The organism is Lepagella muris (assembly GCF_004793975.1).
Classification (GTDB): Bacteria; Bacteroidota; Bacteroidia; order Bacteroidales; family Muribaculaceae; genus Lepagella; species Lepagella muris.
Map to the genome: position 1 here is coordinate 98,728 of NZ_SRYB01000005.1, position 24,547 is coordinate 123,274.

Here is a 24,547-nt window from a genome sequence, read left to right on the forward strand (position 1 = left end):
GAATCTCACCTCTTTATCTATCGACAGTAAATGTGTGGATTTAATGAATCTAATTCCATTAACCCTAAAATCTTTTATAAAATGAAGATTTATAAGACCAACGAAATCAAGAACATCGCCCTCATCGGATCTAAGGGCTCGGGTAAAACCACACTCGCTGAGTCTATGCTCTTCGAGTGTGGAGTTATAAAACGTCGTGGAAACATCGAAAGCGGAAACACTGTTTCTGACTATTTCCCCGTTGAGAAAGAATACGGATATTCTGTTTTCTCTACCGTTTTCAATGCTGAGTTCAACGGCAAGAAACTTAACGTGATTGACTGCCCCGGAGCTGACGATTTCGTAGGGAACTCTTACACCGCTCTCGGAGTGTGTGACACAGGTGTCATCGTGATCGACTCTGAATATGGTGTGGAGGTCGGCACTCAGAACATTTTCCGCACTACAGGCAAACTGAAAAAACCTATCATATTCGCCCTTAACCAAATCGATGGTGAGAAAGCGGATTATGAAAACGTGATCGAACAGCTTAGGGAGCATTTCGGTTCAAAAGTTGTTGCAGTGCAGTATCCCCTTGAAAGCGGTCCCGGATTCCATTCAATGATTGATGTCCTACTGATGAAGAAATATGAATGGGGACCTGATGGCGGCGTTCCTACTATTTCTGAAATCCCGGAAGAGGAGATGGAAAAAGCCAACGAGCTCCACAACGCTCTCGTTGAGGCTGCTGCCGAGAATGACGAGACTCTTATGGATAAATATTTCGAGCAAGGACACCTATCTGAGGACGAAATGCGCGAAGGCATCCGCAAAGGTCTTATCGACCGAAGCATTTTCCCAGTATTCATCGTCAGTGCACTCAAAGATATGGGGGTCCGTCGAATGATGGAGTTCCTTGGCAACGTATGTCCTTTCGTTTCCGACATGCCAGCACCTGAGACTATATCCGGAGAACCGGTTGCTCCTGATGCCAACGGACCGCTCTCTGTATTCTTCTTCAAGACTTCCGTTGAGCCTCATATCGGTGAGGTATCATATTTCAAAGTAATGAGTGGAACCCTCAAAGCTGGTGATGATCTCGAGAATATATCAAGAGGCGGCAAGGAACGACTTGCCCAGATATTTACCGTATGCGGTCAATTGAGGACTCCTATTGAAAAACTTGAGGCAGGCGATATCGGTGCTGCCGTGAAACTAAAGGATGTCCGCACAGGCAACACCCTCAATGCAAAAGGATGTGACTATGCTTTTGATTTCATCAAATATCCGGAACCTAAATTTATTCGTGCAATCCGACCCCTCACTGAAAGCGATGCTGAGAAACTTATGAGCATCCTTACCCGTATGCACGAAGAAGATCCCACATGGATTGTTGAGCAAAGCAAGGAATTGAAGCAGACTCTCGTCAAAGGTCAGGGTGAATTCCACCTCAGAACCCTCAAGTGGAGAATTGAGAACAACGAGAAACTTCCGATTGAATTCCTTGACCAGAAGATACCATATCGCGAGACAATCACAAAAGCGGCACGTGCCGACTATCGTCATAAGAAACAATCCGGTGGTTCAGGTCAGTTTGGTGAAGTGCATCTGATTATCGAACCTTACACGGAAGGAATGCCCGAACCTGATTCCTACAAATTCGGAAATCAGGAATTCAAGATGAACGTCCGCGACAAACAGGAGATTCCTCTCGATTGGGGTGGCAAGCTTGTTGTCTACAACTGCATCGTAGGTGGTGCCATTGACGCACGTTTCATTCCCGCAATTGTAAAAGGCCTTATGGACAGAATGGAACAAGGACCTCTCACCGGCTCTTACGCCCGCGATGTGCGCGTGATGATCTACGATGGAAAGATGCATCCCGTTGATTCCAATGAAATCTCATTCCGTCTCGCCGGACGACATGCGTTCTCTCAGGCATTCAAAAATGCTAATCCTAAGATTCTCGAACCGGTTTACGATGTCGAGGTCTTCACTCCGGGCGACACTATGGGCGACGTAATGAGCGACCTACAAGGACGTAGAGCTATAATAATGGGTATGGAGTCTGACAACGGTATTGAGAAACTGAATGCAAAAGTGCCGTTGAAAGAGATGTCATCCTATTCCACATCTCTCAGTTCCATCACAGGCGGAAGAAGCTCATTCTCTATGCAATTCGCCTCTTACGAACTCGTGCCGGGTGATGTGCAGGAGAAATTGCTCAAAGAATACGCAGAGACACAAGAGGAAGAATAACTCAACCACTGACCAATTGTGTCAAAAGGGGCAGCAAAAGCTGTCCCTTTATTTTATGCAAGAATCTAATCATATTAAATCCAATTATACAAAAATCTCCCGACCATCCTATGGATAGCCGGGAGATCTTTATTTATGCAAACCTATCGGTTAGAACCAGCGGGTATATGCGAAGTCCTGACGATGAGGAAGATCAGGATTGTTGGGATACATACGGAGTGAATAGCGGAATACGCCTGCTGTGTCAAGCTCCGTCTTCAGATCGTAGGTATATACATTCCCCTCTTTCTTGACTATGGTCAGAGGTTCTGTACCTGCAAACTCGCTTGTACCGTCATGATCACGATATTTCACAACCTCTACTCCAATTGCATCACCAAGACCCTTAGTGTCGATGACACAGCTTACCTCGATCGGATTGCCGGTGCGGGCGGCACCATTACCTACAGAGTTCTCCTTGATGTCAACATTGACAATCTCCACCTGGTTCCACTTTGAAGCCACATTCTCTTTCCATGCCACGATCTCACGAGCCTTGGCATAGTTGTCTTTCTTGATCTCGGCTGCACGGTCTGCTTCCGGCACGTAAAGACGATCGATATAATCATCAAGCTGACGCTTCATTGTGAAGTGAGGTGCGATGTGTGCAATCGAACGTTTGATTCTATCAATCCATTCAGGGCTGTATCCCTTATAATTCTTATTAAAGTAAAGGGGTACGATCTCATTCTCAAGCATAGAATAGATAGTCGCAGCATCAAGACGGTCCTGCTGACCCTGATCTGTAAATGTGCGCTTCTCAGTAAGTGCCCAGCCTGCAAGCTCATCAAACTTATAGCCCTCATACCACCAGCCGTCAAGAACTGAGAAGTTAAGGACACCGTTCATCTCGGCTTTCTCTCCTGATGTGCCGGAAGCCTCAAGAGGACGAGTCGGAGTGTTCAACCAGATATCAACGCCGCTGACAAGACGCTTGGCAACAATCATGTTATAGTCTTCGAGGAAGATAATCTTGCCAAGGAACTGAGGCATCTTTGAAATCTCTATGATTCTCTTGATCAGACCCTGACCTGCGCCATCTGCCGGGTGAGCCTTTCCTGAGAATATGAACTGAACAGGATATTTCTCGTTGTTCACAATCTTAGCAAGACGGTCAAGATCGGTAAAGAGAAGGTGAGCACGCTTATAGGTTGCGAAACGACGGGCAAAACCGATGATAAGTGCATTCGGATTAATCTTCTCAAGAATATTGACTACTGCACCCGGATCTCCCTGGTTTTTGAGCCATTTCTCCTTGAAATCTCTCTTTACAAAGTTGATGAATTTGTTCTTGAGAGTCATTCGCATATTCCAGATCTCATCATCCGGCACATTGAAAATGCCCTTCCATGCATCCGGATTGCTCTGATCCTCAAAAAGTTGCTCGCCGAGTTTGTCGCCATAGAATGATTTCCATTCTGATGCTGCCCATGTCGGCATGTGCACACCGTTAGTCACGTATTTCACGTGGCTCTCTTCCGGTCCATAGCCCTTCCATACACCTGCAAACATCTTCTTGGATACCTCTCCATGAAGCCAGCTTACGCCATTTGCCTCCTGGCATGTGTTAAGTGCAAATACACTCATTGAGAAACGCTCCGGTGTGTCGGGGTTCTCTCTACCCATGTTGATAAGATCATTCCATGAGATTCCGAGTTTTGCAGGATACTCACCAAGATACTTACCAAGAAGGCTCTCCTCAAAGTAGTCATGACCTGCCGGAACCGGAGTATGAACTGTGTAGAGTGAGCTTGCACGAACCACCTCAAGAGCCACGTTGAACGGAAGATTCTCCTTCTGCACGTAATCAACAAGACGCTGGAGATTGAGCAATGCTGCATGACCCTCATTTGCATGATAGATATCTGTATGGATACCAAGACGATTCAGCATATAGATACCGCCGATGCCGAGAAGATATTCCTGCTTCATACGGTTCTCCCAGTCGCCACCATACAATTTATGAGTGATCGGGCGGTCATACTCGGAGTTCATGTCAAAATCAGTATCAAGAAGATAGAGATTCATTCTGCCCACATTGACACGCCATACATGGCAATATATGATTCTGCCGGGGAACGGCACTTCAAGAATCATCGGCAGACCATCCTCTCCAAGAACTGCCTCTATAGGTAGCTGATCGAAATTCTGGGGTTCATAGTTGGCAATCTGCTGGCCATCCATTGACAGAGACTGTGCAAAATAACCATAGCGATATAGGAAACCGACTGCGGTCATTGGCACACGGCTGTCTGATGCCTGCTTGATATAGTCGCCGGCAAGTACTCCAAGACCGCCGGAATAGATTTTCAAGCAATTGCAAAGACCATACTCCATTGAGAAATATGCCACTGACGGAATATCGTCACGCATTGGCTTACTCATATACTCCTTGAATGCAGCATAAGTGGAATTGATACGTTCCATCATGTGCTCATCTGCAAGGATCTCCTCAAGACGCTTTGAACTGATCTGCTGGAGAAGCATCACTGGATTCTCTCCCACCTTGCGCCATAGATCATGATCCAGATCACGGAACAAGTTTTTTCCTTCACTGTTCCATACCCACCACAAGTTTTTAGAAAGTTCCTCAAGAGCTTTCAGATCCTTGGGGAGCTGAGCGCTCACGGTGAGGCTACGCCACACCGGCTCATTTGTATTGCTTACCTGAAGTTTCATCGTTATAATATTATAAGGTTGTGTTTTTTATTTTTGACGAGCGTCTCTGTTGCTTGCTGCTACTTGAAACGCCTTGTAATATTCCTCTACAAAAAATTTCCAGTCTGCCTTGACTGACGTTGCCGTTGCTGCCGCGGATGCTTTCTTCTCCTCTTTGGAATCCATCTCGCTATATTTCTTTAGCTCGGTGGCAATAGCTGCGGCAGCTTCATCATAATTGGAATCTGTTCGTCCAACCACCCTTACGCCACATGCCGGAATAGAATTCTCAAAATTCGAAAGCACCCACTGTCCGAAGCCACTCTTATCTGTAGTGACCGTAGGCTTGCCAAACGCAACACTCTCAAGAGGTGTATAGCCCCATGGCTCGTAATACGACGGGAATACAGTCATATCAAGTGCCGGAAGGATATCATAATATGAGATATTGACGATTCCATCATTCCCGTCAAGATAACAGGGCACATATACCACCGAGACATTCCCTTTAAGTTTACCCTGTGCCTCAAGATCACGAACCCGACACGTAATACAATCGCTGTCCTCATTGTTCAGTCGATGTGTCATATAGTCCGGAGCCCCGTCAACAGGTTCGCCATTCTTCATTGATGCAAGAAGTTGAAGAGAAGGCTCTTTCACCCATGCCGGCACAAGTACAAGTGCAAGGATCTGCCTGTTTGGAGACTCCTCCTCAAGTTTCACGAGTGAATCAAGAAACAAGTCAAGTCCTTTATTGCGATATTCATTACGTCCGGAAGTCGCCACTATTACCGTGTCGTCTGCAAATTTCTTCCCCTTTAGGGACCCTGCAATAGCAAGAAGCTGTGAGCGTCCCGACTTTCTCAACGAATTTGCCTTCTTACTTCCGGGCACAAAATCCGGTTCAAAGCCGTTGGGCGTCACCACCTGCGGACGGATATCAAGCAACTGCTCACATTCATCAGCTGTCAGATCACTCACTGCCGTAAAGCAATCCGCCTCGTGCGCACAAGTCTTTTCAAGAGAATGTTTTGCCTCCATATTGAGTTCACGCGCCATTTGATCTCCGTTATAGCCAGAGAAATAATCATAGAGAGGTTTGCCATTACCACAGATACTTCTTCCGATGCTCGTTGCGTGAGTGGTAAATAATGTGGCGACCTGAGGCATGATCATTTTAAGATACAAAAGTCCCATGCCTGTGGTCCATTCATTGAAATGGGCAGTCACTGTATTCTTCTCCACTTTAAGATGTTCGGCAAGCGACTTCATTACTATAGCTGACGCCACTGCAAACGCACATCCTTCATGATAATCTCCGTATGCATTCATAGAGTTCACACCATAAAGTTCCCACATCTTGCCGAATATGGAATTAAGCTGAGAATATACTCCATCAAATTTTACAAGAATAACCTGAGGTGAACCCGGAATGTTCCATCGACCCACTCGAATCGAAATATCGTATGGCAATTTAAGCTTGGAAGCGGCCTGCTTCAACAACGTTTTCCTTTCTACGAAATATGGAGAGCTATTTTCTTCTGTCCATACATCCGGACCGATAAATATCAGCCGATCGCCGTATTTTGCCTGAAGAACCCTGGCTTTCGTGGAAAGCACCGTGTAAATGCCCCCGATTTTGTTACACACTTCCCAACTGGTCTCCATCAGGAGGTTAATACCGTCGCGACATGATCGCATGTCTTTCTGCATAATCTTTTTTAATCTTTTTTACCTGCGACAAGTGAATCTAAACCTTTCACTGTTAAGCAATTCATAATTATCTTATCCATATAGGAATCCTTTATCATATTGACAAATAAGTCTATATGAATAAGATTTATTTATCGTATTCGCGACAAAATTACAAAAAATCAATGAAATAGACAAATATATCAGCCTAAAATCATCGTTTTTACAAACATTTGAACATCCTTAGTCTACGAAACTACGATTTCCAAATATAATTGGAAGATGGAGCTAAATTGTCTCCGGCAATTTTATTCAATATGCCACGGCTATTGACTTATTGAAGTTGCCTAAACTTCATCTAATCATAAAACAGATTCGCCAATCTTATAAATTGGCGAATCTGTTTGGCATGCCTAAATCGGCGCGTTTATCAAAATGGGAGATCCTCATCGCTTGAAGCCGGAGATGCGGTAAATGCCGGCTGTGTGGCTGGAGCGCCAAATGCTGGAGCAGCTGGCTGCTGAGGTGCGCCGTATGATGGCATTTGTGGGGCAGGATTCTGCACAGGTGCCATATAATCGCGTGCCTGATATACGTTGACGTCTGTATACCAACGTCCATTGAATTCTCGGCTCTCCAGATCACATGAAAGGACATAATCCCTACCTGGCTCCAAGTGAATATTGTCTACACGATCTCCGAATATATGAAATTTCACCTTACGGGGATATGCTCCGAAAGTCTCAAGAACCATCTCTCTCTTCTTCCACGGATTCCCGGCCTTTGAAGTTCCCGACTGGATTCCAAGATCCAGAATTATTTTTCCTTCTATTTCCATTTTATTTTTAGTTTTGCTTCTTGTCCGACCAGACGTATATCCAACACCAAGTCGAATCCCAAAGCGAATTATTTAATGTCCAGAATTAAGAAGACATAATGAAAATGGCAGTATGATAGTGCCTTAATCATTTACTACGCCTCACTTAGTCTGCGAAATTACTATTTTAACTTTGATTGTGCAAATTTATTCTCAAAATAATATTTTAACGATAGCAAAACCTGTACGCATATCCGTTGCACATTTGATTATTCTTCATTAATTTTGCAAAAACATCTCATCCCTTATTACAACATGATTGAGCATATTTTAAAATATTTCCCGAATCTCTCCGATCTTCAGATAGATCAGTTCAACCGAATGATTCCACTCTACGCGGAATGGAATGAGAAAATAAACGTGATCTCCCGAAAAGATATATCTAATATAGAGATCAACCACATATTGCATTCCCTTGCAATCGCAAAATTCATAAAATTCTCCGATGGATCTGAAATTATGGATTTCGGATCAGGTGGAGGATTCCCCGGGATTCCATTAGCTGTTTTATTCCCCGACGTGCATTTCCATCTCATCGACCGGATAGGGAAGAAAATGCGTGTGGCAAACGAAATTGCTGAAGCTATAGGTATGAAAAATGTATCCACACAACATGGTGATTCCGGAGAATGCCACCGGCTATTTGACTTCGTGGTCAGCCGAGCTGTAATGCCACAACCGGATCTCGTGAGGCTTGCAAAAAAGAATATCTCAAACGTACAGAAAAATGCAATCCCAAATGGCATAATCACCCTCAAGGGCGGAGATCTCACCCACGAGATAATGCCCCTAAAGGATAGATCTGAAATTATAAATATCAATAATTATTTTGATGAGCCATTCTTTGATTCAAAAAAAATTGTTTATACTATTGTGTAAGGGGCAATATCTGTCAGTCTTCCAAACCCCACCTTCAATCTCTCCATTCAAGAGGTAGGGAGATGCACAGACATTCCATCCTTCGAAAATTATCAAACCAGTAATCTTCATTTATTATGAAAGTAGCTATATTTCAATTTGCAATCTTCGGCATCAATTCTTACGTGGTGTATGACCCCGACACAAGATGTTGTGCCATAATTGATCCGGGCATGACCAACTGTAAGGAAGAAAATGCCATTGTGGATTTTATCGACAGGAACAAACTCAGCGTGAAATACGTCATAAACACCCATCTGCACATAGATCATGCCGTAGGAAACGAATTCCTGAAGGATAAATATAATGTCCCCGTTCTTGCTCATGAGCTTGATCGTCCGCTTGGTGAAAGAATGCTACTACAGGCTCAGATGTTTGGACTACCCGAACGTTTCAAAAACGTTGAGATTTCGGAATATCTGCATGATGGTGAAATCATAAAGATCGGCAATGGTGAGTTAAAAGTCATCTGCGTACCAGGGCATTCACAGGGGAGCGTGGCATTATACGATGAGAAAGACAATTTTGTCATTGTGGGGGATGCTCTTTTCTCAGGAAGTATCGGTAGGACCGACCTTCCCGGAGGAGATTACGATCAATTGATATCAAGCATAAGGTCACGGTTATTGACTCTACCTCCGCAGACAATAGTCTATCCGGGGCATGGACCACACACCACTATTGCACAAGAAAGACAACATAATCCATATCTCAACAATTAATAATAATCGCCCGATATGATATCTCAGTTTCATATCGGGCGATTATTATTGAATCAAATCACTTCCCTCCTACATAATAACATTTTACTTGTCCGACAGGTAGACTTCCCACTACAAGCAACGGTATATGTGAGCTATCCGTAGATATCCAGGTGTCGATATCATCACTCGACTTCTTTTTGCCTGCTTGCGTAAATTTAAATTTTATGTGATAGGCATCACGCTCGCTCTTATCCCGAAGTTTTATACGCTCCTCCCCTACGCATCTTATCGTGATTGACTCCACCTTTGATCCGGAAAATACCGTTGCCGTTACCACCTGATTATTTTTCAGACGGGCATAATCTATGTTTCTCAAAAAATAGAATACACTTAGCATGTCATACACAGGCCATGTCCCTGACAGTTTCTTTTCCGAAGAGGTTATGCTGCCATCCTTCTTCTGACGCACTCTTTTGGCATGCCCATCAACAGAATTTCCGGAATAGATATACTTGATATCATCCCTGCTATATTTCCCTTTTTCATGAGCCACCTTCGTATATGTCAGCGGTTTCAGTCCATCCTTCTTCAGTTTCCCGCTCAACGTGTCACGCACCTGATAAAATTTATCAGCCCATGGCTTGGTCTTACCTACAAGACGCAACTGATAAAAGTCACCTTGATTCTTAAGCGACAAGACCGCCTCTCCCGCATCCTTATGAATAAGACCCCATTTATACGATATCACGTAATGAAGATTCTCATTATTAAAAGTGCCTGCAAAAACATTAAATGCACCCAACAACAAGACACACGATACAATTATAGTCTTTAATTTATTCATAATAAGCGTATTTCTACTCATACTGATAACAGTTGGTTAAACTTCACCTTACAAAGATAAGACATAATCCGGAATAATACAAAAGCACCCCGACTTATGCCGAGGTGCTTTAGATATTTCAAATCCAAATATTCTCTCAATTACCCATATTGGGATCAATAATACAGAGAAAGAATCTGCTCTAATTTCGCTGCCTGTTGAACTCCTGACTCTCGCCATTCTATATTGCCATTCTTAAATACCATCAACGTCGGTACTGACCTGACATTATAGAATGATGCCAAATTCTGATTTTGATCAATATCCACCTTTATTATTCTTGCCTTATCGCCGATTCTGTCATGAAGCTCCTCCAATATTGGATGCATCATTTTACATGGTCCACACCATGTCGCGAAGAAATCCACGAGCACAGGTTTCTCTGAATTGATTATGTCTTCAAATTTTTCCATAATTAAGATTATTTTTAATTCTCATCAATATCCTTTCGGACTTTCTATTATTGTTAACGCTTGTGCCTTCATTTTGTTTATGTATGTTCCAAGCCGGCAACCACATCCCCCAACAGACAACACGATCCGGCATCTTATCAAAATGCTATAATATCGATATATTCTTATTAAATAAACTCCGCACCTCTCCAAAAGAGCATAAATTCATACAAAACATCTGTCACATTGTCATAATTCACAAATTTTAATACTATTTCCCATTATAAAATTTTGCCACATTCCAACTTATGCCTATATTTGCAGCGCTCTTTCCGAATGACGTTTTCGGAAAATAAATATGCCTTAATATTTCAGGCTACTTTTTAAACCCAATTTAATTACCAACTGTATGGACAATACCTTAAATCTAAATCCGAACAAAGTGGTGCAATTCCTTAAGAAAGTCCCGGATCAAATAAGGAAAACGGATCTCATCCGTTTTGTAAAAGAAAACGGCATCCGTATGATCAACTTCATGTATCCTGCCGATGACAACCGACTCAAGACATTAAATTTTGTAATCAACTCTGAAGAATATCTTGATTCAATTCTGACATACGGTGAGCGTGTCGACGGGTCAAGCCTATTCCCATTCATTGAAGCAGGCAACAGCGACCTATACGTGATTCCGAGATATGCTACAGCTTTCGTCGATCCTTTTGCTGAGATACCCACACTCACAATGCTGGCATCATTCTTCAACAAAGAAGGATTGCCTCTACATTCTTCTCCGGAATACACTCTTAGAAAGGCCTGTGAATCTTTCCATGAAGTAACCGGAATGGATTTCTATGCTATGGGGGAATTGGAATATTATGTAATATCCGAAGACACCGGTCTGTTCCATGCCAACGACCAGAAAGGATACCACGAATCCGCTCCATACGCGAAGTTCAATGATTTCCGTGTGGAATGTATGAATCTTATCGCCGAATCTGGTGGGCAGATAAAATACGGGCACAACGAGGTGGGTAACTTCACCATTGATGGAATGATATATGAGCAGAATGAGATTGAATTTCTTCCGGTGCCGGCACAATTGGCTGCCGACAATCTGATGATTGCAAAATGGATAATACGTACTCTCGCTGCAAAGAAAGGATATGACGTGACGTTTGCGCCTAAAATCACTGCCGGGAAAGCTGGAAGTGGACTGCATATCCATTTCAAGATAATGAAGGGCAACCGGAATATGATGACTGAAAATGGAGTTCTGAGCGATATTGCAAAAAAAGCGATTGTTGGAATCCTGGAGCATGCCGATGCTATAACTGCAATGGGGAATAAGGTGCCCACAAGCTACTTCCGGCTCGTTCCTCATCAAGAAGCTCCCACTTCTATATGTTGGGGCGACCGCAACAGGTCGGTGCTCGTAAGGGTACCTCTCGGATGGACCGGCGAAAACGATATGTGCTCTATTGCCAATCCGCTTGAAAATGACTGCATCTCAACTCCACCTCAGAAACAGACTGTAGAACTAAGAAGTGCCGACTGTTCAGCCGACATATATCAGCTCATTGCGGCTATGGTTGTGGCTGCCCGCACTGGATTTGAGATGGAGAACGCCCTTGATAGGGCTGACGACCTCTACGTGAGCGTGAACATACACAACGATGAGAATAAAGAGAAACTTGCTCAGTTGAAATCATTGCCCGACAGTTGTGTCGCATCCGCAAAAGCACTTGCAGGTCAACGCGAGATTTTCGAAGAGCGTGGAATATTCTCGCCACAGCTTATTGACGGCATTATTGCAAAGTTGTCATCCTTCAATGATGGAGATCTACGTGAATCTCTATCCGGCAAGCCCGAAGAGATGATGGAGATTGTCAGAAAATACTGGCATTGCGGATAAGTCCACTAATCGCTCTGAATAGAATCCATTCCGAATAAGAACATAGAAATAAATCGGCTGCGTCAGAATGAGACGCAACCGATTTATTTTTATGTACATTCTTTATATTTATCCCCTTTTTCACTTTATCGCCGACGAATCGTCTGATATATGCACATCCATCTGCGGGAACGGGAATGAGAAGCCACGTTCCGGCAATTCCTTATAGAACCGCTCGTTCATCTCAAAATAGAGTCCCCAATAATTTGACGAATGTGTCCATGCCCTGACAACTATATTTATGCTGCTTGCCGCTAATTCGCTCAATCCCACGAATGGCGTGCAATCCTTCTTGACCGGCAATCCCTCATTCATGGAAATCTGCTCACGCAATTTCTCCTCTATCAACTGATGCCGACGCTTCCTGTTGCTTCGGAATCGGGACCACCATCCACCCTTCTTCTCTTCTACAGGCTGCACATCTGCCACATTCGCATCCGGAGAATCTGACAATCTCTGCTTGACGTCATCATCAATGTATTTCTTGACGACACGCTCATCTGAATCAAGCATCGACAAGATTACCTTTCGTGCTGCCGCATAATCTGTTCCGTATGAAAGTCCGATTACCCAATCCACCCTACGGTACTGCTCAAGCGAATAATTATTGATAGACCCCGTTGATAATCCTCCGTTTGGTATGATTATCGCCTTGTTATCCCCCGTATTTATGACCGTATGGAATATCTGTATCTCCTTAACTGTTCCGGAAAATCCCTGTGCCTCGATAAAATCACCCACCTTATATGGTTTCAGCAACAATATCAGGACGCCACCAGCAAAATTCTGCAAGGTTCCGCTCAACGCCATACCTATTGCCACGCCTGCCGAGGCAAACAATGCGAGGAATGAACTCGTCTCAATACCTATTATACCTACTATCGTTATAATCAATATGAAATATAATACAATTCTTACTAACGACAGCACAAAAGTAGTAAGGGAGGCATCTACCTTACGGTTTACCATTATAGAATAGACCAGTCCATATATCTTTTTTATTATGAACTTGCCTATATAAAACACCAAGATAGCGAGAAGCATCCGAAACGTGAATTGCACGATTCCACTTGCTATTCCGCTCAACGCATCCTCAAGACCGAGGCTTTTTACGACTTCCAATATATCCTTGCCATTGCTGACATCGGCCGCCGACTGCAGTTCTTCCGTCTGAATCATATCTTTCTATTATAAGTGACTAATCATTTATTCAAGTTCAACTTTTGGATACACTCGTTTATACCAGTCCAACGTATGATAGTACTGAGCCTTTTCCGACGAATCACTCTCCGAGAACCGGAAACATGACACACCGGAATAATTATCAGCTGATATCGGACGTCCGTTAAAATCATAATCCGTGGCTGACTTATATATAACAAATTCATCCATCAGTCGTTCAAAATCTTCAGACGTCATATCTGTCGGATTCATCTCCATGACTCTTCGCGTATATTGCCCGAAATCATAAAATGGTCCAAACTTACCTCTTGAATAGGTCTGAAGACCTGACGACGACGGAGCCTTTGAAAATCCGGAATATGCCCGATTGCAATATTCAGCGACTATCTCTATCTTCGTCATGTCCATAACCGCGATTGTTGCCACCCGATATGACGATGACGGATGATCCGAATAATAAGTGAAAAATTCTGACGCCGCGCTCTTCAAATCCGGTGTCTCCTTTAATATATAAGGTATCGTCAGATTATATGGCATACCGGGGGTATATACTTCCGTAGGATAAGCCACAAAAGTATCACATTTATCCCTCAATTCGTATGCAGTCTCAATCCCACTCATATAGCAGGCATCAAACCAGATGAAATCAAACACCCCATCCGGTATCGCATCGGCAAGCTCATCAATATCTATCTCATCGTAATAACCCTTATCCTTTTCAGGATTATTATCAGAGCCAAATGAATAGAATGAATGGCGGGTTTCCGAAAATACCATCTCATCACGATCCGACCTCGTATCATGAGTAGAGAATGAGGGATCTATTCCGGTACCATGCGACCAAAATATCAATCCATAGTTATTGGCATTGGTAAGAGCCCTGACATCTTCTATAACCGCACTTATTCTTCTGGGATCGGTGGAATAGATATCCTTATCATAGCTCTTGACTGAGATAAACTCACATACGCCATCTCTTCCTCGCCTAAGTTGCAATAATCGTGCTGAATCATTCCTTGTCACCTGATACACCATCATCGACAATCCGGTCAAGTCCATATCGCGTGCTGCCTCGAGAATCTCATCTTTATCCGACAATAGATTTTCATATAGATTATTAGATGCCACTGCATAAAGAAGCACACATCGTTTGATCGAATCCGGTTCCGTAGGTCCTTGCGGCTTGTCATCACCACAAGAGGACATTGACATCACTACCGACAATAATGCGGTTCCATATAAGGGTAACTTTCTATTCATTATCATAAATACGTAAAACCTGTTGATTTAAGTCGTTTAAGCTATTTTTTGCGCTATCCATAAATGGAAACCGACAATTTTACGACATAACTTTATAACGTCATTTCCCTTGCTTTAATATATTTTACGTCAAAATTTGATTTTTCTTCATTATTCTTTAGCTTTTCATAATTTTATGTTAAATTTGCACTGTAATGTTAAAATCATTATCCAATCCTTTATAAACTTATAGCCCTTAATTTTGTTAAATCTATAAAAGATTTATGAAATTATATCATAAATCACCAAATCTTTTGATATGAAAAAATCCATTATATGGCTACTCACAATTGTGATGTCAATCACGTTCGGAGCTCTGCTCTACTTTCAACTCATGTATCTGGAGAACATGGTCAAGATGAGAGAGGCACAGTTCTCTGAAACCGTATTACGTTGTATGTCGGCGACGTCTGCTTTTCTTGAACGAAAGGAAACACTACATTTCCTTCAGGAAGACGTGGATATCATCGAAAAAAGTCTTATTGACGATTATACTGATACGGACAACGGGGAGACGTTCAGCTATTCCGTAAAAGGTCATGACGGCACTATTACAAATTACACCCTCGCTGCCGAAAAGGAAAAACCTACCAATGGCAATTCCAATCTCATATTCCCCTCCCCTACAAATAATGTAGCCAACAGATACAAAAATATGCAGGAAGTCATCAGAAGCCAATATCTATATCAGAAAGGGCTGCTTGATGAGGTGATTCTGGCTATTCTGCGGGATTCTGGGAAACGACCTGTTTTCCAACGTGCCGACTCCACGATCATAAGGAATCATCTTTCCTCAGAGCTTGCCAACAACGGGCTTACACTACCCTTTGAGTTTGCCGTCACAACAACCCAGGATGCAATAATATATGCATCCCCACGATATGACGAGAATATAGGCAAAGGGAAATATTCCCAGACTTTATTTCCCAACACAGATAGCAAGCTGAAACTGAATGTGGAATTCCCTAATCAAAAGAATTACATATTCTCCTCTGTACGATTTATAATTCCCACTCTCGCATTCACTCTCATTCTGCTCGTAGTTTTCCTCTACACAATCATACTGGCATTCAGACAGAAGAAAATTACTGAAATGAAGACCGATTTCATCAATAATATGACCCATGAACTGAAGACTCCGATTTCAACGATTTCCCTTGCAGCTCAGATGCTCAACGACAACTCGATACAGAAATCGCCATCCTCTCTGAAACATCTGTCGCAGGTCATTTCCGATGAGACAAAAAGACTCCGTTTCCAAGTGGAGAAAGTATTGCAGATGTCGGTATTTGATAATTCCGACAGCAGTGCATTGAAATTTACGGAAGTTAATGCCAACAAAATTGTAGAAAATGTGGTTAATACTTTCAAGATAAAGGTGGAGAAATATGGCGGATCCATTAGTTGCGCGCTCAACGCAGACAATGCAATGATCAGTGTCGATGAGATGCATTTCACAAATATAATCTACAACCTTCTTGATAATGCCGTGAAATACATGCGTGAAGATACCGAACCGCAATTGAAGATAACCACCCGGGATATTGACTCCAATCGTCTTGAAATCAGAATTAGCGACAACGGTATCGGCATAAAGAAGGAAGACCTTAAAAAGATATTTGAGAAATTCTATCGTGTGTCTACCGGCAACCGACATGATGTCAAAGGGTTCGGACTCGGTCTGGCTTACGTCAAAAAGATGGTGACCATCTTCGACGGGTCTATAAGTGCTGAAAGTGAACTTGGTAAAGGATCGGATTTCATAATCACACTCCCTCTTATCCCACAAGAGGATGAAGAGAATTAACTTTGATTTTTAAATTTAATAATAGATATTGATATGGACGAGAAACTTAAAATTTTGCTTTGCGAGGATGATGAAAATCTCGGAATGCTCTTGAGAGAATTCTTGCAAGCCAAAGGCTTCAATGCCGACCTCTATCCCGACGGGGAAAAGGGATATAAAGCGTTCCTGAAAGGAAAATACGACCTGTGTGTGCTCGACGTGATGATGCCTAAGAAAGACGGATTCACTCTCGCTCAAGAGATAAGAAACGTAAATAGCGAGGTGCCTATCATTTTCCTTACGGCAAAAGCTCTAAAGGAAGACGTGCTCGAAGGATTCAAACTCGGAGCCGACGACTATATAACCAAGCCTTTCTCTATGGAGGAATTGGTATTCAGAATTGGTGCGATCCTGCGTAGGGTGAAAGGTAAGAAAGATAAGGAAATCACTCTATACAAGATTGGGAAATATACGTTCGACACTCAAAAGCAAGTACTTATCGCTGATGATAAGACCCAGAAACTCACAACCAAGGAATCTGAACTGCTTGCTCTTCTCTGTTCTCACATAAATGAAATTCTCGAACGTAATTTCGCACTCAAATCCATCTGGATTGACGACAATTACTTCAACGCGAGAAGTATGGACGTGTATATTACAAAACTACGTAAGCTACTTAAAGACGATCCAAATATCGAGATCATCAATATCCACGGCAAGGGCTATAAACTTATAGCTCCTGAAGGTCAAGTCTCTTCGCAAGAGATATGACGACTTTCTGGAATTTCCATCCTTAATGTGTCTACGGGAGAGAGCGGCAACAATCGCATCTCTCCCGTAGACATACATATTAGGGTGATGAAGATTCTATAATTTTACGTAGAAAATCTCAATCCCTACTCTTTACGCGTCCCTCATAGTAATTTATAAATGCCTTATTGACAAGTCTATTCCCTCCAGGAGTTGGATAATCTCCCGTGAAATACCAATCACCGGGATGATGGGGTATAGCCTTATGTAGATTTTCAACTGTCTGAAACACAATCTTCACCTTAGCTCTTACTGTATCCGGAGTAAGCATTTCTGCTATCTTGTCGGAAATCTCCTCATCACTGAAATTTTTATAGATATCCTTCACGTAATTACGGATTTCCTCTTTTGGCAAACTCTCCTGATCCTTGCAACGTCGGTACACCGAATCTATAACATCATGCATGCCTCGTTCCTCCAAAAGCGACATGGCGGCTCTAAATGCGATAAACTCCCCCATACGAGACATATCAATACCGTAACAATCAGGATAACGCACTTGAGGAGAACTTGACACTATAATTAATTTTGATGGATTCAGACGGTCAAGTATCCTGATGATAGACTGACGCAAGGTCGTGCCTCGTACTATGCTGTCGTCTATCACCACCAGATTATCACCTCGGTTGATTGAGCCGTATGTGATATCATACACGTGGGCGGCAAGATCATCACGGGTGCTACCCTCCGATATGAATGTGCGGAGCTTGATATCCTTTATAGCCACCTTCTCTTTTCTGACACGACGATGAAGCACCTCCGATATATTCTCATCCGTCAATGCCCCTGCTGCTGACAGTTGCTGAATCTCCTTAATCTTCTGACCTATCAGATTATTTTCAATCCCCTCCACAAGTCCATAAAAAGCCACTTCCGCCGTATTGGGAATGAATGAAAATACCGTCTTGTCTATATCATTATCCACAGCATCCAGTACCGGATCAACCAGATAACGCCCAAGAGTCTTCCTCTCATTATATATATCCTTGTCTGATCCCCTTGAAAAATAAATACGCTCAAAACTACAACGTGAATTACTCTTCGCCGGAAGAATACGCTCAATATCTACTGTACCATCACGGTCAACCACCAAAGCACATCCCGGCTCAAGCTCCTCCACATCTTCAGTCTGAAGGTTGAATGCCGTCTGTATGACCGGTCGTTCACTTGCCACAACCACAATCTCTTCATCCTTATAATAAAATGCCGGACGTATACCGTTGGGGTCTCTCATTGCCCACATATCACCGTTACCGACAATGCCGCAGATCACATAGCCGCCGTCCCACATCGGAGAACAACGTCTGAGTATCTTCGATACGTCAAGATCTCTGGCAATACTCTCCGCAAGTTCAAGATACGATAATCCGGAATCCTTATGAAGCGCATACAGACGCTCATTCTCCCTGTCAAGCGCATGACCCAATTGCTCCAGAAGGAGAAACGTATCGGCATATAGACGGGGATGCTGACCTGTACTTACTATGGAATCAAAAATCTCATCCACGTTTGTCATGTTGAAATTACCGCACAGAAGCATATTGCGCGAACTCCAATTATTGCGCCGCATAAACGGATGTGTATAATTAAGACCTGACCTACCCGTGGTGCTATAACGCAGATGCCCCATATACACATTGCCCAAATATGGCACATCCTTATAATCCGGATCTTCAAGTGACCGCCCTGTACGTTGACTCTCCTGAGCTATCTCTTTATAAACGGCATCAAACACTTTTGTAATTGCATCCGCCCCTTGTGCCCGCTGGCGGAATATATATTCATTTCCAGGCAACACATCAAGTTTAACGCATCCTATGCCTGCTGCCTCCTGTCCGCGGTTATGCTCCTTCTCCATTATAAGATAGAGTTTATTCAAACCATAGAAAGGGGTGCCGTATTTTTCCTTATAGTAATTGAGTGGCTTAAGCAGGCGTATCATCGCCACGCCACATTCATGTTTTATCAGTTCCATATATAATTTATCTTCCCTTCTCTGTGCTATATGCTATCGCTGCTTCCATAAACGACTCAAACAATGGATTTGGATTGAGCACCGTACTTTGGTATTCCGGATGATACTGCGTGCCTACAAACCATCGGTTGCCTTTCAGTTCAACTATCTCCACCAAGTGTGTGTCAGGATTCTCTCCGACACATTGCAAACCGGAAGCCTCGAACCGGTCTCGATAATCGTCGTTAAATTCAAAGCGGTGGCGATGACGCTCCCTTATATGAGTGGTGCCGTATGCCTGCGCTGCCTTCGAACCCTCCCGAATAACACAGTCATATCCTCCAAGGCGCATCGTGCCGCCGAGATTGGAGATACTTTTCTGCTCCTCCATCAAGTCTATCACATTATAAGGTGTAGTTGAATCCATTTCCGTTGAATTGGCATTCTTCATCCCGAGCACATTCCTTGCAAATTCTATCACCATACACTGCATGCCGAGGCAGATGCCGAACGTAGGCACATCATGCTCCCTACACCATTTTATCGCCACAAACTTCCCCTCGATACCACGCTGACCGAACCCCGGTGCAATTATGACGCCATCCATATCCCTCAGTTTCTCATCTACGTCTGATTCCGTCAACTTCTCTGAATGGATATAGACCAACTCAAGTTTACGGTCGCAATATGCAGCGGCATGGTTCAGCGACTCGCTTATCGATTTATAAGCATCCTGCAACTCCACATATTTCCCCACAAGACCTATCCTTATCCTCTTTGTGGCATGTTCCAATTTATGCAGGAAGTTATTCCAGGCACTGAGATCCGGATCTCCATCTCCATTAAGTCCGGTCTTTTCAAGCACTATTCTGTCAAGTCCCTCCTTATGCATCATGATCGGCACTTCATATATGGAAGATGCGTCAAGACTCTGGATAACCGCATCAGTCGATACATTACAGAACTGAGCCACTTTCCTACACATCGACTGAGGCAATTCCTTCTCCGTGCGCAACACAAGGATATCAGGCTGGATACCTGCCTGCTGAAGCATCTTGACTGAATGCTGTGTAGGCTTCGTCTTCAATTCCTTGGCAGCCTTAAGATAAGGCACGTAAGTGAGATGTATGCACACTGCATTCTTGCCAAGTTCCCAACGCAACTGCCTTACAGCCTCAAGATAGGGAGTGGATTCTATATCTCCGACAGTACCTCCTATCTCCGTGATGACAAAATCAAAATTACCTTTATCACCCAGCCTTTTCACACATCGCTTTATCTCATCAGTTATATGAGGTACGATCTGAACCGTTTTCCCAAGATAATCCCCTCGCCGCTCCTTATCTATGACCGATTGATAGATTCTACCCGTGGTGACATTGTTTGCCCGTGTAGTCTCAATGTTAGTAAACCTCTCATAATGCCCGAGATCAAGATCTGCTTCATGTCCGTCTACCGTCACGTAGCACTCTCCATGCTCGTAGGGATTCAAAGTGCCCGGATCTATGTTGATGTAGGGATCAAATTTCTGAATAGTCACTCTATATCCTCTTGACAAAAGAAGCCTTGCCAACGATGAGGATATGATCCCCTTACCCAATGATGACACTACGCCACCGGTCACAAAAATGTACTTTGTATCCATTGATATATTATTTTGATTAGGTATTCTTTCCGTCCTTAACATTGCATGCACCATGAAAAAAAAGAGAATCGGCATCAGAGGTGGGCTGTACTTCCGTCTGCCGATCATCTCTAACGCCGATTTTTATCTGTTTTTCTTCCGTTTGCGGGTATCGGATTATTCTTGATATCGTTTTATGGAGGGTAGTTACCCCAACCGACGCGCAAACACCACTTTGGCAATATTCCGCGCCGCGTTGAGGGATAATTAATATTGTCTTTTGTTCAAACATACTGTTTTTACCCGATCCCAAATCCTTATCAGAATAGTATTTTACCACATCAGGACATGAAATTTTCCGCGATGTTATTTTTTACAAGCTGCAAAACTACATCTTTTTCACAAATCTCGCAAATTTTTATTTATTTTTTATCATTATTTTTTTATCGGCAAAATCTCAAAATATCCCTTTTTTTATATAATTTTGCAGCATGTAAAATTAGCTATTAGTCCTTAAATTCCTCGGATAACATTTTTACGACATATCCATGACATATAATTTGGTGATAAGTGGTTATTATTCCAGGTGTTTTTATCTATGTTTTATATTTATATTGTGTCGCTGATATGTTATGCATGTGTCGTATTTTTGGTACCCGTAGGTTACTTTTTTGGTACCCGTGGATTTCAGTTTTGGTACTCGTGGTACTTTTGATACTCATCTTTTTTTAATCAATCAGTTATGGCATCAGTAAAAGAACCGGTGCGACTCCGGGAAAAGAGTCTCGCCAACGGTAACAAGTCGTTGTATCTTGCGATATATGTAAACGGTCAGAGAAGCTATGAGTTTTTGCGGCTGTATCTGATCCCTGCCAAGACTAAGGCGGACAGGGACCGGAATAAGGAAACGCTGGCTCTCGCCAACTCGGTCAAGGCCCAGAGAATCCTCGAAATACAGAATGGCACGTATGGCATCAGGAAGGCAAGGAAGGATGTGAGGTTCTATGACTTCATTGAGAATCTGGTAAGGACACACCAGAAGGGATCCAGCGCGAACAGGTCTATCCATCACTCGTGTATGAACCGGCTTAAGGATTATGACGGTCGGATAAATCTGACGTTTGCGGACATCACTGCCGAGTGGGTGAAGGGATTTTACAAATATCTTGACGAGTGTGACGATAATGAGGATTCCAAGTTCGGGAGGTTGTCACCAAATTCAAAAAGGGTGTATTTCGGCATATTCAAGAGTTTCCTTAACAAGGCTCTCTCGGAAGGGATCATCGACAAGCTGCCGACACATAACGTGCCGTGCTTTGCCGGGGAGGACAGTGTGCGCGAATACCTGACCATCGAGGAGCTGAAAAGGCTCGCTTCGACGGAGTGTCTTTATCCGGAGGTGGGAAGGGCGTTCCTGTTTTCGTGTCTGACGGGTCTGCGGCGCTCTGACATCGTGAAACTGACGTGGGGTGAGGTATCTACCCTTGCGGGGAGAACGCGGCTTATATACCGCCAGAAAAAGACGAGGAGCCAGGAGTATCTCGACATAACGGCACAGGCGGCGGAATTGCTCGGTGAGCGAGGGGATGCGGGTCCGGACGATCTTGTGTTTGATTCGATCTATCATCCACAGCGGACAATCGATATTCTGCGGGGATGGGCTGCCATGGCCGGGATAGACAAGAATATCACTTTCCATTCCGGACGACATACATTCGCGGTGATGATGCTGACGTTGGGGACAGACATCTATACCGTAAGCAAGCTTCTCGGGCACCGTTCGCTCCAAACGACCCAGATCTATGCGAAGATCGTGGACGCGAAGAAGCAGGAGGCGGTTGACAATATCCCGCAAATATTCTGATCGGGACGGGAGGGAGGAGGCTGTTTTTCCTTCCTCTCCATTTCTTAAAATATGTTAACAAAAATTTTTCTTTCTCGCGCGTATGCGCGTATGCGCGAAGTGAGAGAATATATATATATCTTTTCTTTTATTTGTGGTATAAATGCAGCATTAATCGGTATAAATGCAGCAATATCACGTATTTATTGCCATTAATGCAGCATTTATGGGAATTAATGTTACATTTATTCGGATAAATGTTGCATTTATTATGATTAATCCTACATTTATAAGTGGTAAAAAATGGCTTAAAACAGGCGTTTTTACCCCTTTTTTACCCTGTTTTCGGGGGTGTTTTTGCATGTTTTTGAATTATTGCAAACTTTTGTGCATTTATTGCGATAAATGCAGCATTAATCGGATAAATACGGTATTAATCGGATAAATGCAACATTTATGGGAATTAATGTTACATTTATTCGGATAAATGTTGCATTTATAGCTGTATTTCACGGTTTTTATAGTGTGTTTCTTGTGCATTTCCGTGCGTTTTCCGGCTTGTAATAGATCGGGGATGAGGCGTTGAATTTTTAATTATATTTAATATTAGTTAACAATATTATACAGTCGGGATCAAGGGCGTGGGAAGGGGGTCTACAAGTAGAGATTAGTAGATTGGAGCTGTTTTCGGGTGGTCGTTCATGGGTGTGGGCGGCCGCCTGTTTTTGTTGTCTTTTTTTTGTTGCCATTTGTTTTGCAGGTCGGCAAATAATGACTATCTTTATAGCCTAATCCATTATAACCTAATCCTATCCTAAAGAAATGAAGACTGATCCGCTTGAATCGATCATGACGCTCAGGGAGTGGCATGACTATACCGCTAATTTTTCGCTCAAATCCTACAGGGAGTCGCTGCAACGTAAGTTGTCGGCCCTTGACGTCATAGGCATGACGGAGGGGAGCGTGACGCCGGAGAAGCTGAGACTCGTGGCTATAATCGACAAGCTCGCCGACAGGGTGCTGTTTGGTGGGGAGGAGAAGCCGCGGTCGCTGGAGGAGTATTCCGACGAGGAGCTCGGCGCGGAGATCCAGAGGCGCGAGCTGCTCCGGCTGGAGGCTGAGCGCAAGGCTGCGAGGATCTGCGGCAACTGCAGGCATGTGTTTCAAATTCCGGAGATTGCGGATAAATCGTTCTGTGGGGCGAGGACTTCGGTATCGCGGGGCATAACAAGGAATTATTCAGTTATGCCGGAACAGAAGGCCTGTGTGAAGTTTTGCTCACGTCATGAATCGTAATAATGGGAGGTATGATATTAAAGAGTATTATCCCATCGACGCGGAGGGCTGACGTGACGTTTAGCGTGGACGGCAGGATTGATATATCGTCGCACGTTGTCACGGCTCTCGACATACAGCCGGGTGACGTGCTTGACGTGTTGGCGGCAAGTGACGGGAGTCTGTTTGCCGGGGTGCGTATCCCGGCAGAGAGTGTAGTGGGTAATCATCGCATGGCGTGCTATCCGACAAAGAGAGGATCGCGCAACTATCGGACGCATTGTGCGGAGATGGCGCGGGAGATACTGTTGCGGACGTTTCAGCCGGTAAGGGCGAGGTTTGCAGCCGGAGAGTCGCAGATGATTGACGGGAGGGTGCTCGTTGCCCTCATTCCAATATTGCAATAATAATCACAGATCATA

18 protein-coding genes are annotated in these 24,547 nt (G+C 43.5%); 9 read left to right on the top strand and 9 right to left on the bottom strand.

Annotation, left to right across the window (positions count from 1 at the left end; genetic code table 11):
* Nucleotides 1-81 precede the first annotated feature (81 nt).
* Nucleotides 82-2,238, top strand: coding sequence for an elongation factor G (locus tag E5331_RS05045; protein WP_123481803.1), 2,157 nt, complete (start codon nucleotides 82-84; stop codon nucleotides 2,236-2,238).
* Between the two features lie 150 nt (nucleotides 2,239-2,388).
* Here E5331_RS05045 and glgP read toward each other — a convergent pair whose 3' ends face one another.
* From glgP to E5331_RS05060, 3 genes are all read right to left on the bottom strand, one after another.
* Nucleotides 2,389-4,956, bottom strand: coding sequence for an alpha-glucan family phosphorylase (glgP, locus tag E5331_RS05050; protein WP_123481802.1), 2,568 nt, complete (start codon nucleotides 4,954-4,956; stop codon nucleotides 2,389-2,391).
* A 27-nt stretch (nucleotides 4,957-4,983) separates the two neighbouring features.
* Nucleotides 4,984-6,648: a glycosyltransferase gene (locus E5331_RS05055; RefSeq protein WP_275441090.1), complete on the bottom strand. Its 1,665-nt coding sequence runs from the start codon at nucleotides 6,646-6,648 to the stop codon at nucleotides 4,984-4,986.
* A gap of 409 nt (nucleotides 6,649-7,057) precedes the next feature.
* Nucleotides 7,058-7,465 (bottom strand): DUF3127 domain-containing protein, encoded by a 408-nt coding sequence (locus tag E5331_RS05060; protein ID WP_123481801.1) that lies wholly within the window; start codon nucleotides 7,463-7,465, stop codon nucleotides 7,058-7,060.
* A gap of 297 nt (nucleotides 7,466-7,762) precedes the next feature.
* Here E5331_RS05060 and rsmG point away from each other — a divergent pair, with 297 nt between their 5' ends.
* Together rsmG and E5331_RS05070 are read left to right on the top strand one after the other, a co-directional pair.
* Entirely contained in the window at nucleotides 7,763-8,383 is a 621-nt protein-coding gene (rsmG, locus tag E5331_RS05065) for a 16S rRNA (guanine(527)-N(7))-methyltransferase RsmG (RefSeq protein ID WP_123481868.1), read from the top strand.
* Nucleotides 8,384-8,499: 116 nt separating this feature from the next.
* A complete protein-coding gene (locus E5331_RS05070; protein ID WP_123481800.1) occupies nucleotides 8,500-9,144 on the top strand; it encodes an MBL fold metallo-hydrolase in 645 nt (214 codons plus the stop codon).
* 58 nt (nucleotides 9,145-9,202) lie between these two features.
* Here the strand turns inward: E5331_RS05070 and E5331_RS05075 are convergent, their stop codons facing one another.
* Both E5331_RS05075 and trxA read right to left on the bottom strand, forming a co-directional pair.
* Nucleotides 9,203-9,970, bottom strand: a complete 768-nt coding sequence (locus tag E5331_RS05075; RefSeq protein WP_168355147.1) for a DUF3108 domain-containing protein — start codon at nucleotides 9,968-9,970, stop codon at nucleotides 9,203-9,205.
* Between the two features lie 155 nt (nucleotides 9,971-10,125).
* Complete coding sequence (trxA, locus tag E5331_RS05080) at nucleotides 10,126-10,422, bottom strand: thioredoxin (RefSeq protein ID WP_123481798.1); 297 nt, start codon at nucleotides 10,420-10,422, stop codon at nucleotides 10,126-10,128.
* A 388-nt stretch (nucleotides 10,423-10,810) separates the two neighbouring features.
* Between trxA and E5331_RS05085 the strand changes: the two genes are divergently transcribed.
* A complete protein-coding gene (locus E5331_RS05085) occupies nucleotides 10,811-12,313 on the top strand; it encodes a glutamine synthetase family protein (protein WP_123481797.1) in 1,503 nt (500 codons plus the stop codon).
* 120 nt (nucleotides 12,314-12,433) lie between these two features.
* Here E5331_RS05085 and E5331_RS05090 read toward each other — a convergent pair whose 3' ends face one another.
* Nucleotides 12,434-13,531, bottom strand: a complete 1,098-nt coding sequence (locus tag E5331_RS05090; RefSeq protein ID WP_123481796.1) for a mechanosensitive ion channel family protein — start codon at nucleotides 13,529-13,531, stop codon at nucleotides 12,434-12,436.
* Nucleotides 13,532-13,558: 27 nt separating this feature from the next.
* Nucleotides 13,559-14,794, bottom strand: coding sequence for a clostripain-related cysteine peptidase (locus E5331_RS05095; RefSeq protein WP_168355148.1), 1,236 nt, complete (start codon nucleotides 14,792-14,794; stop codon nucleotides 13,559-13,561).
* Nucleotides 14,795-15,092: 298 nt separating this feature from the next.
* Between E5331_RS05095 and E5331_RS05100 the strand changes: the two genes are divergently transcribed.
* Both E5331_RS05100 and rprY read left to right on the top strand, forming a co-directional pair.
* On the top strand, nucleotides 15,093-16,640 hold the full coding sequence (locus E5331_RS05100; RefSeq protein ID WP_123481794.1) for a sensor histidine kinase: 1,548 nt from the start codon (nucleotides 15,093-15,095) through the stop codon (nucleotides 16,638-16,640).
* A 33-nt stretch (nucleotides 16,641-16,673) separates the two neighbouring features.
* A complete protein-coding gene (rprY, locus tag E5331_RS05105) occupies nucleotides 16,674-17,390 on the top strand; it encodes a response regulator transcription factor RprY (protein WP_123481793.1) in 717 nt (238 codons plus the stop codon).
* Between the two features lie 118 nt (nucleotides 17,391-17,508).
* Here rprY and E5331_RS05110 read toward each other — a convergent pair whose 3' ends face one another.
* Entirely contained in the window at nucleotides 17,509-19,404 is a 1,896-nt protein-coding gene (locus tag E5331_RS05110) for an amidophosphoribosyltransferase (protein WP_123481792.1), read from the bottom strand.
* A gap of 7 nt (nucleotides 19,405-19,411) precedes the next feature.
* On the bottom strand, nucleotides 19,412-21,028 hold the full coding sequence (locus E5331_RS05115; RefSeq protein WP_123481791.1) for a CTP synthase: 1,617 nt from the start codon (nucleotides 21,026-21,028) through the stop codon (nucleotides 19,412-19,414).
* Nucleotides 21,029-21,749: 721 nt separating this feature from the next.
* On the opposite strand from E5331_RS05115, the gene E5331_RS05120 reads away from it, so the two are divergent.
* The 3 genes from E5331_RS05120 (at nucleotide 21,750) to E5331_RS05130 (ending at nucleotide 24,532) form a co-directional block, all read left to right on the top strand.
* Nucleotides 21,750-22,871, top strand: coding sequence for a site-specific integrase (locus E5331_RS05120; protein WP_123481789.1), 1,122 nt, complete (start codon nucleotides 21,750-21,752; stop codon nucleotides 22,869-22,871).
* 801 nt (nucleotides 22,872-23,672) lie between these two features.
* A complete protein-coding gene (locus E5331_RS05125) occupies nucleotides 23,673-24,146 on the top strand; it encodes a hypothetical protein (RefSeq protein ID WP_123481788.1) in 474 nt (157 codons plus the stop codon).
* 11 nt (nucleotides 24,147-24,157) lie between these two features.
* On the top strand, nucleotides 24,158-24,532 hold the full coding sequence (locus tag E5331_RS05130) for a hypothetical protein (protein ID WP_135985410.1): 375 nt from the start codon (nucleotides 24,158-24,160) through the stop codon (nucleotides 24,530-24,532).
* Nucleotides 24,533-24,547: the final 15 nt, after the last annotated feature.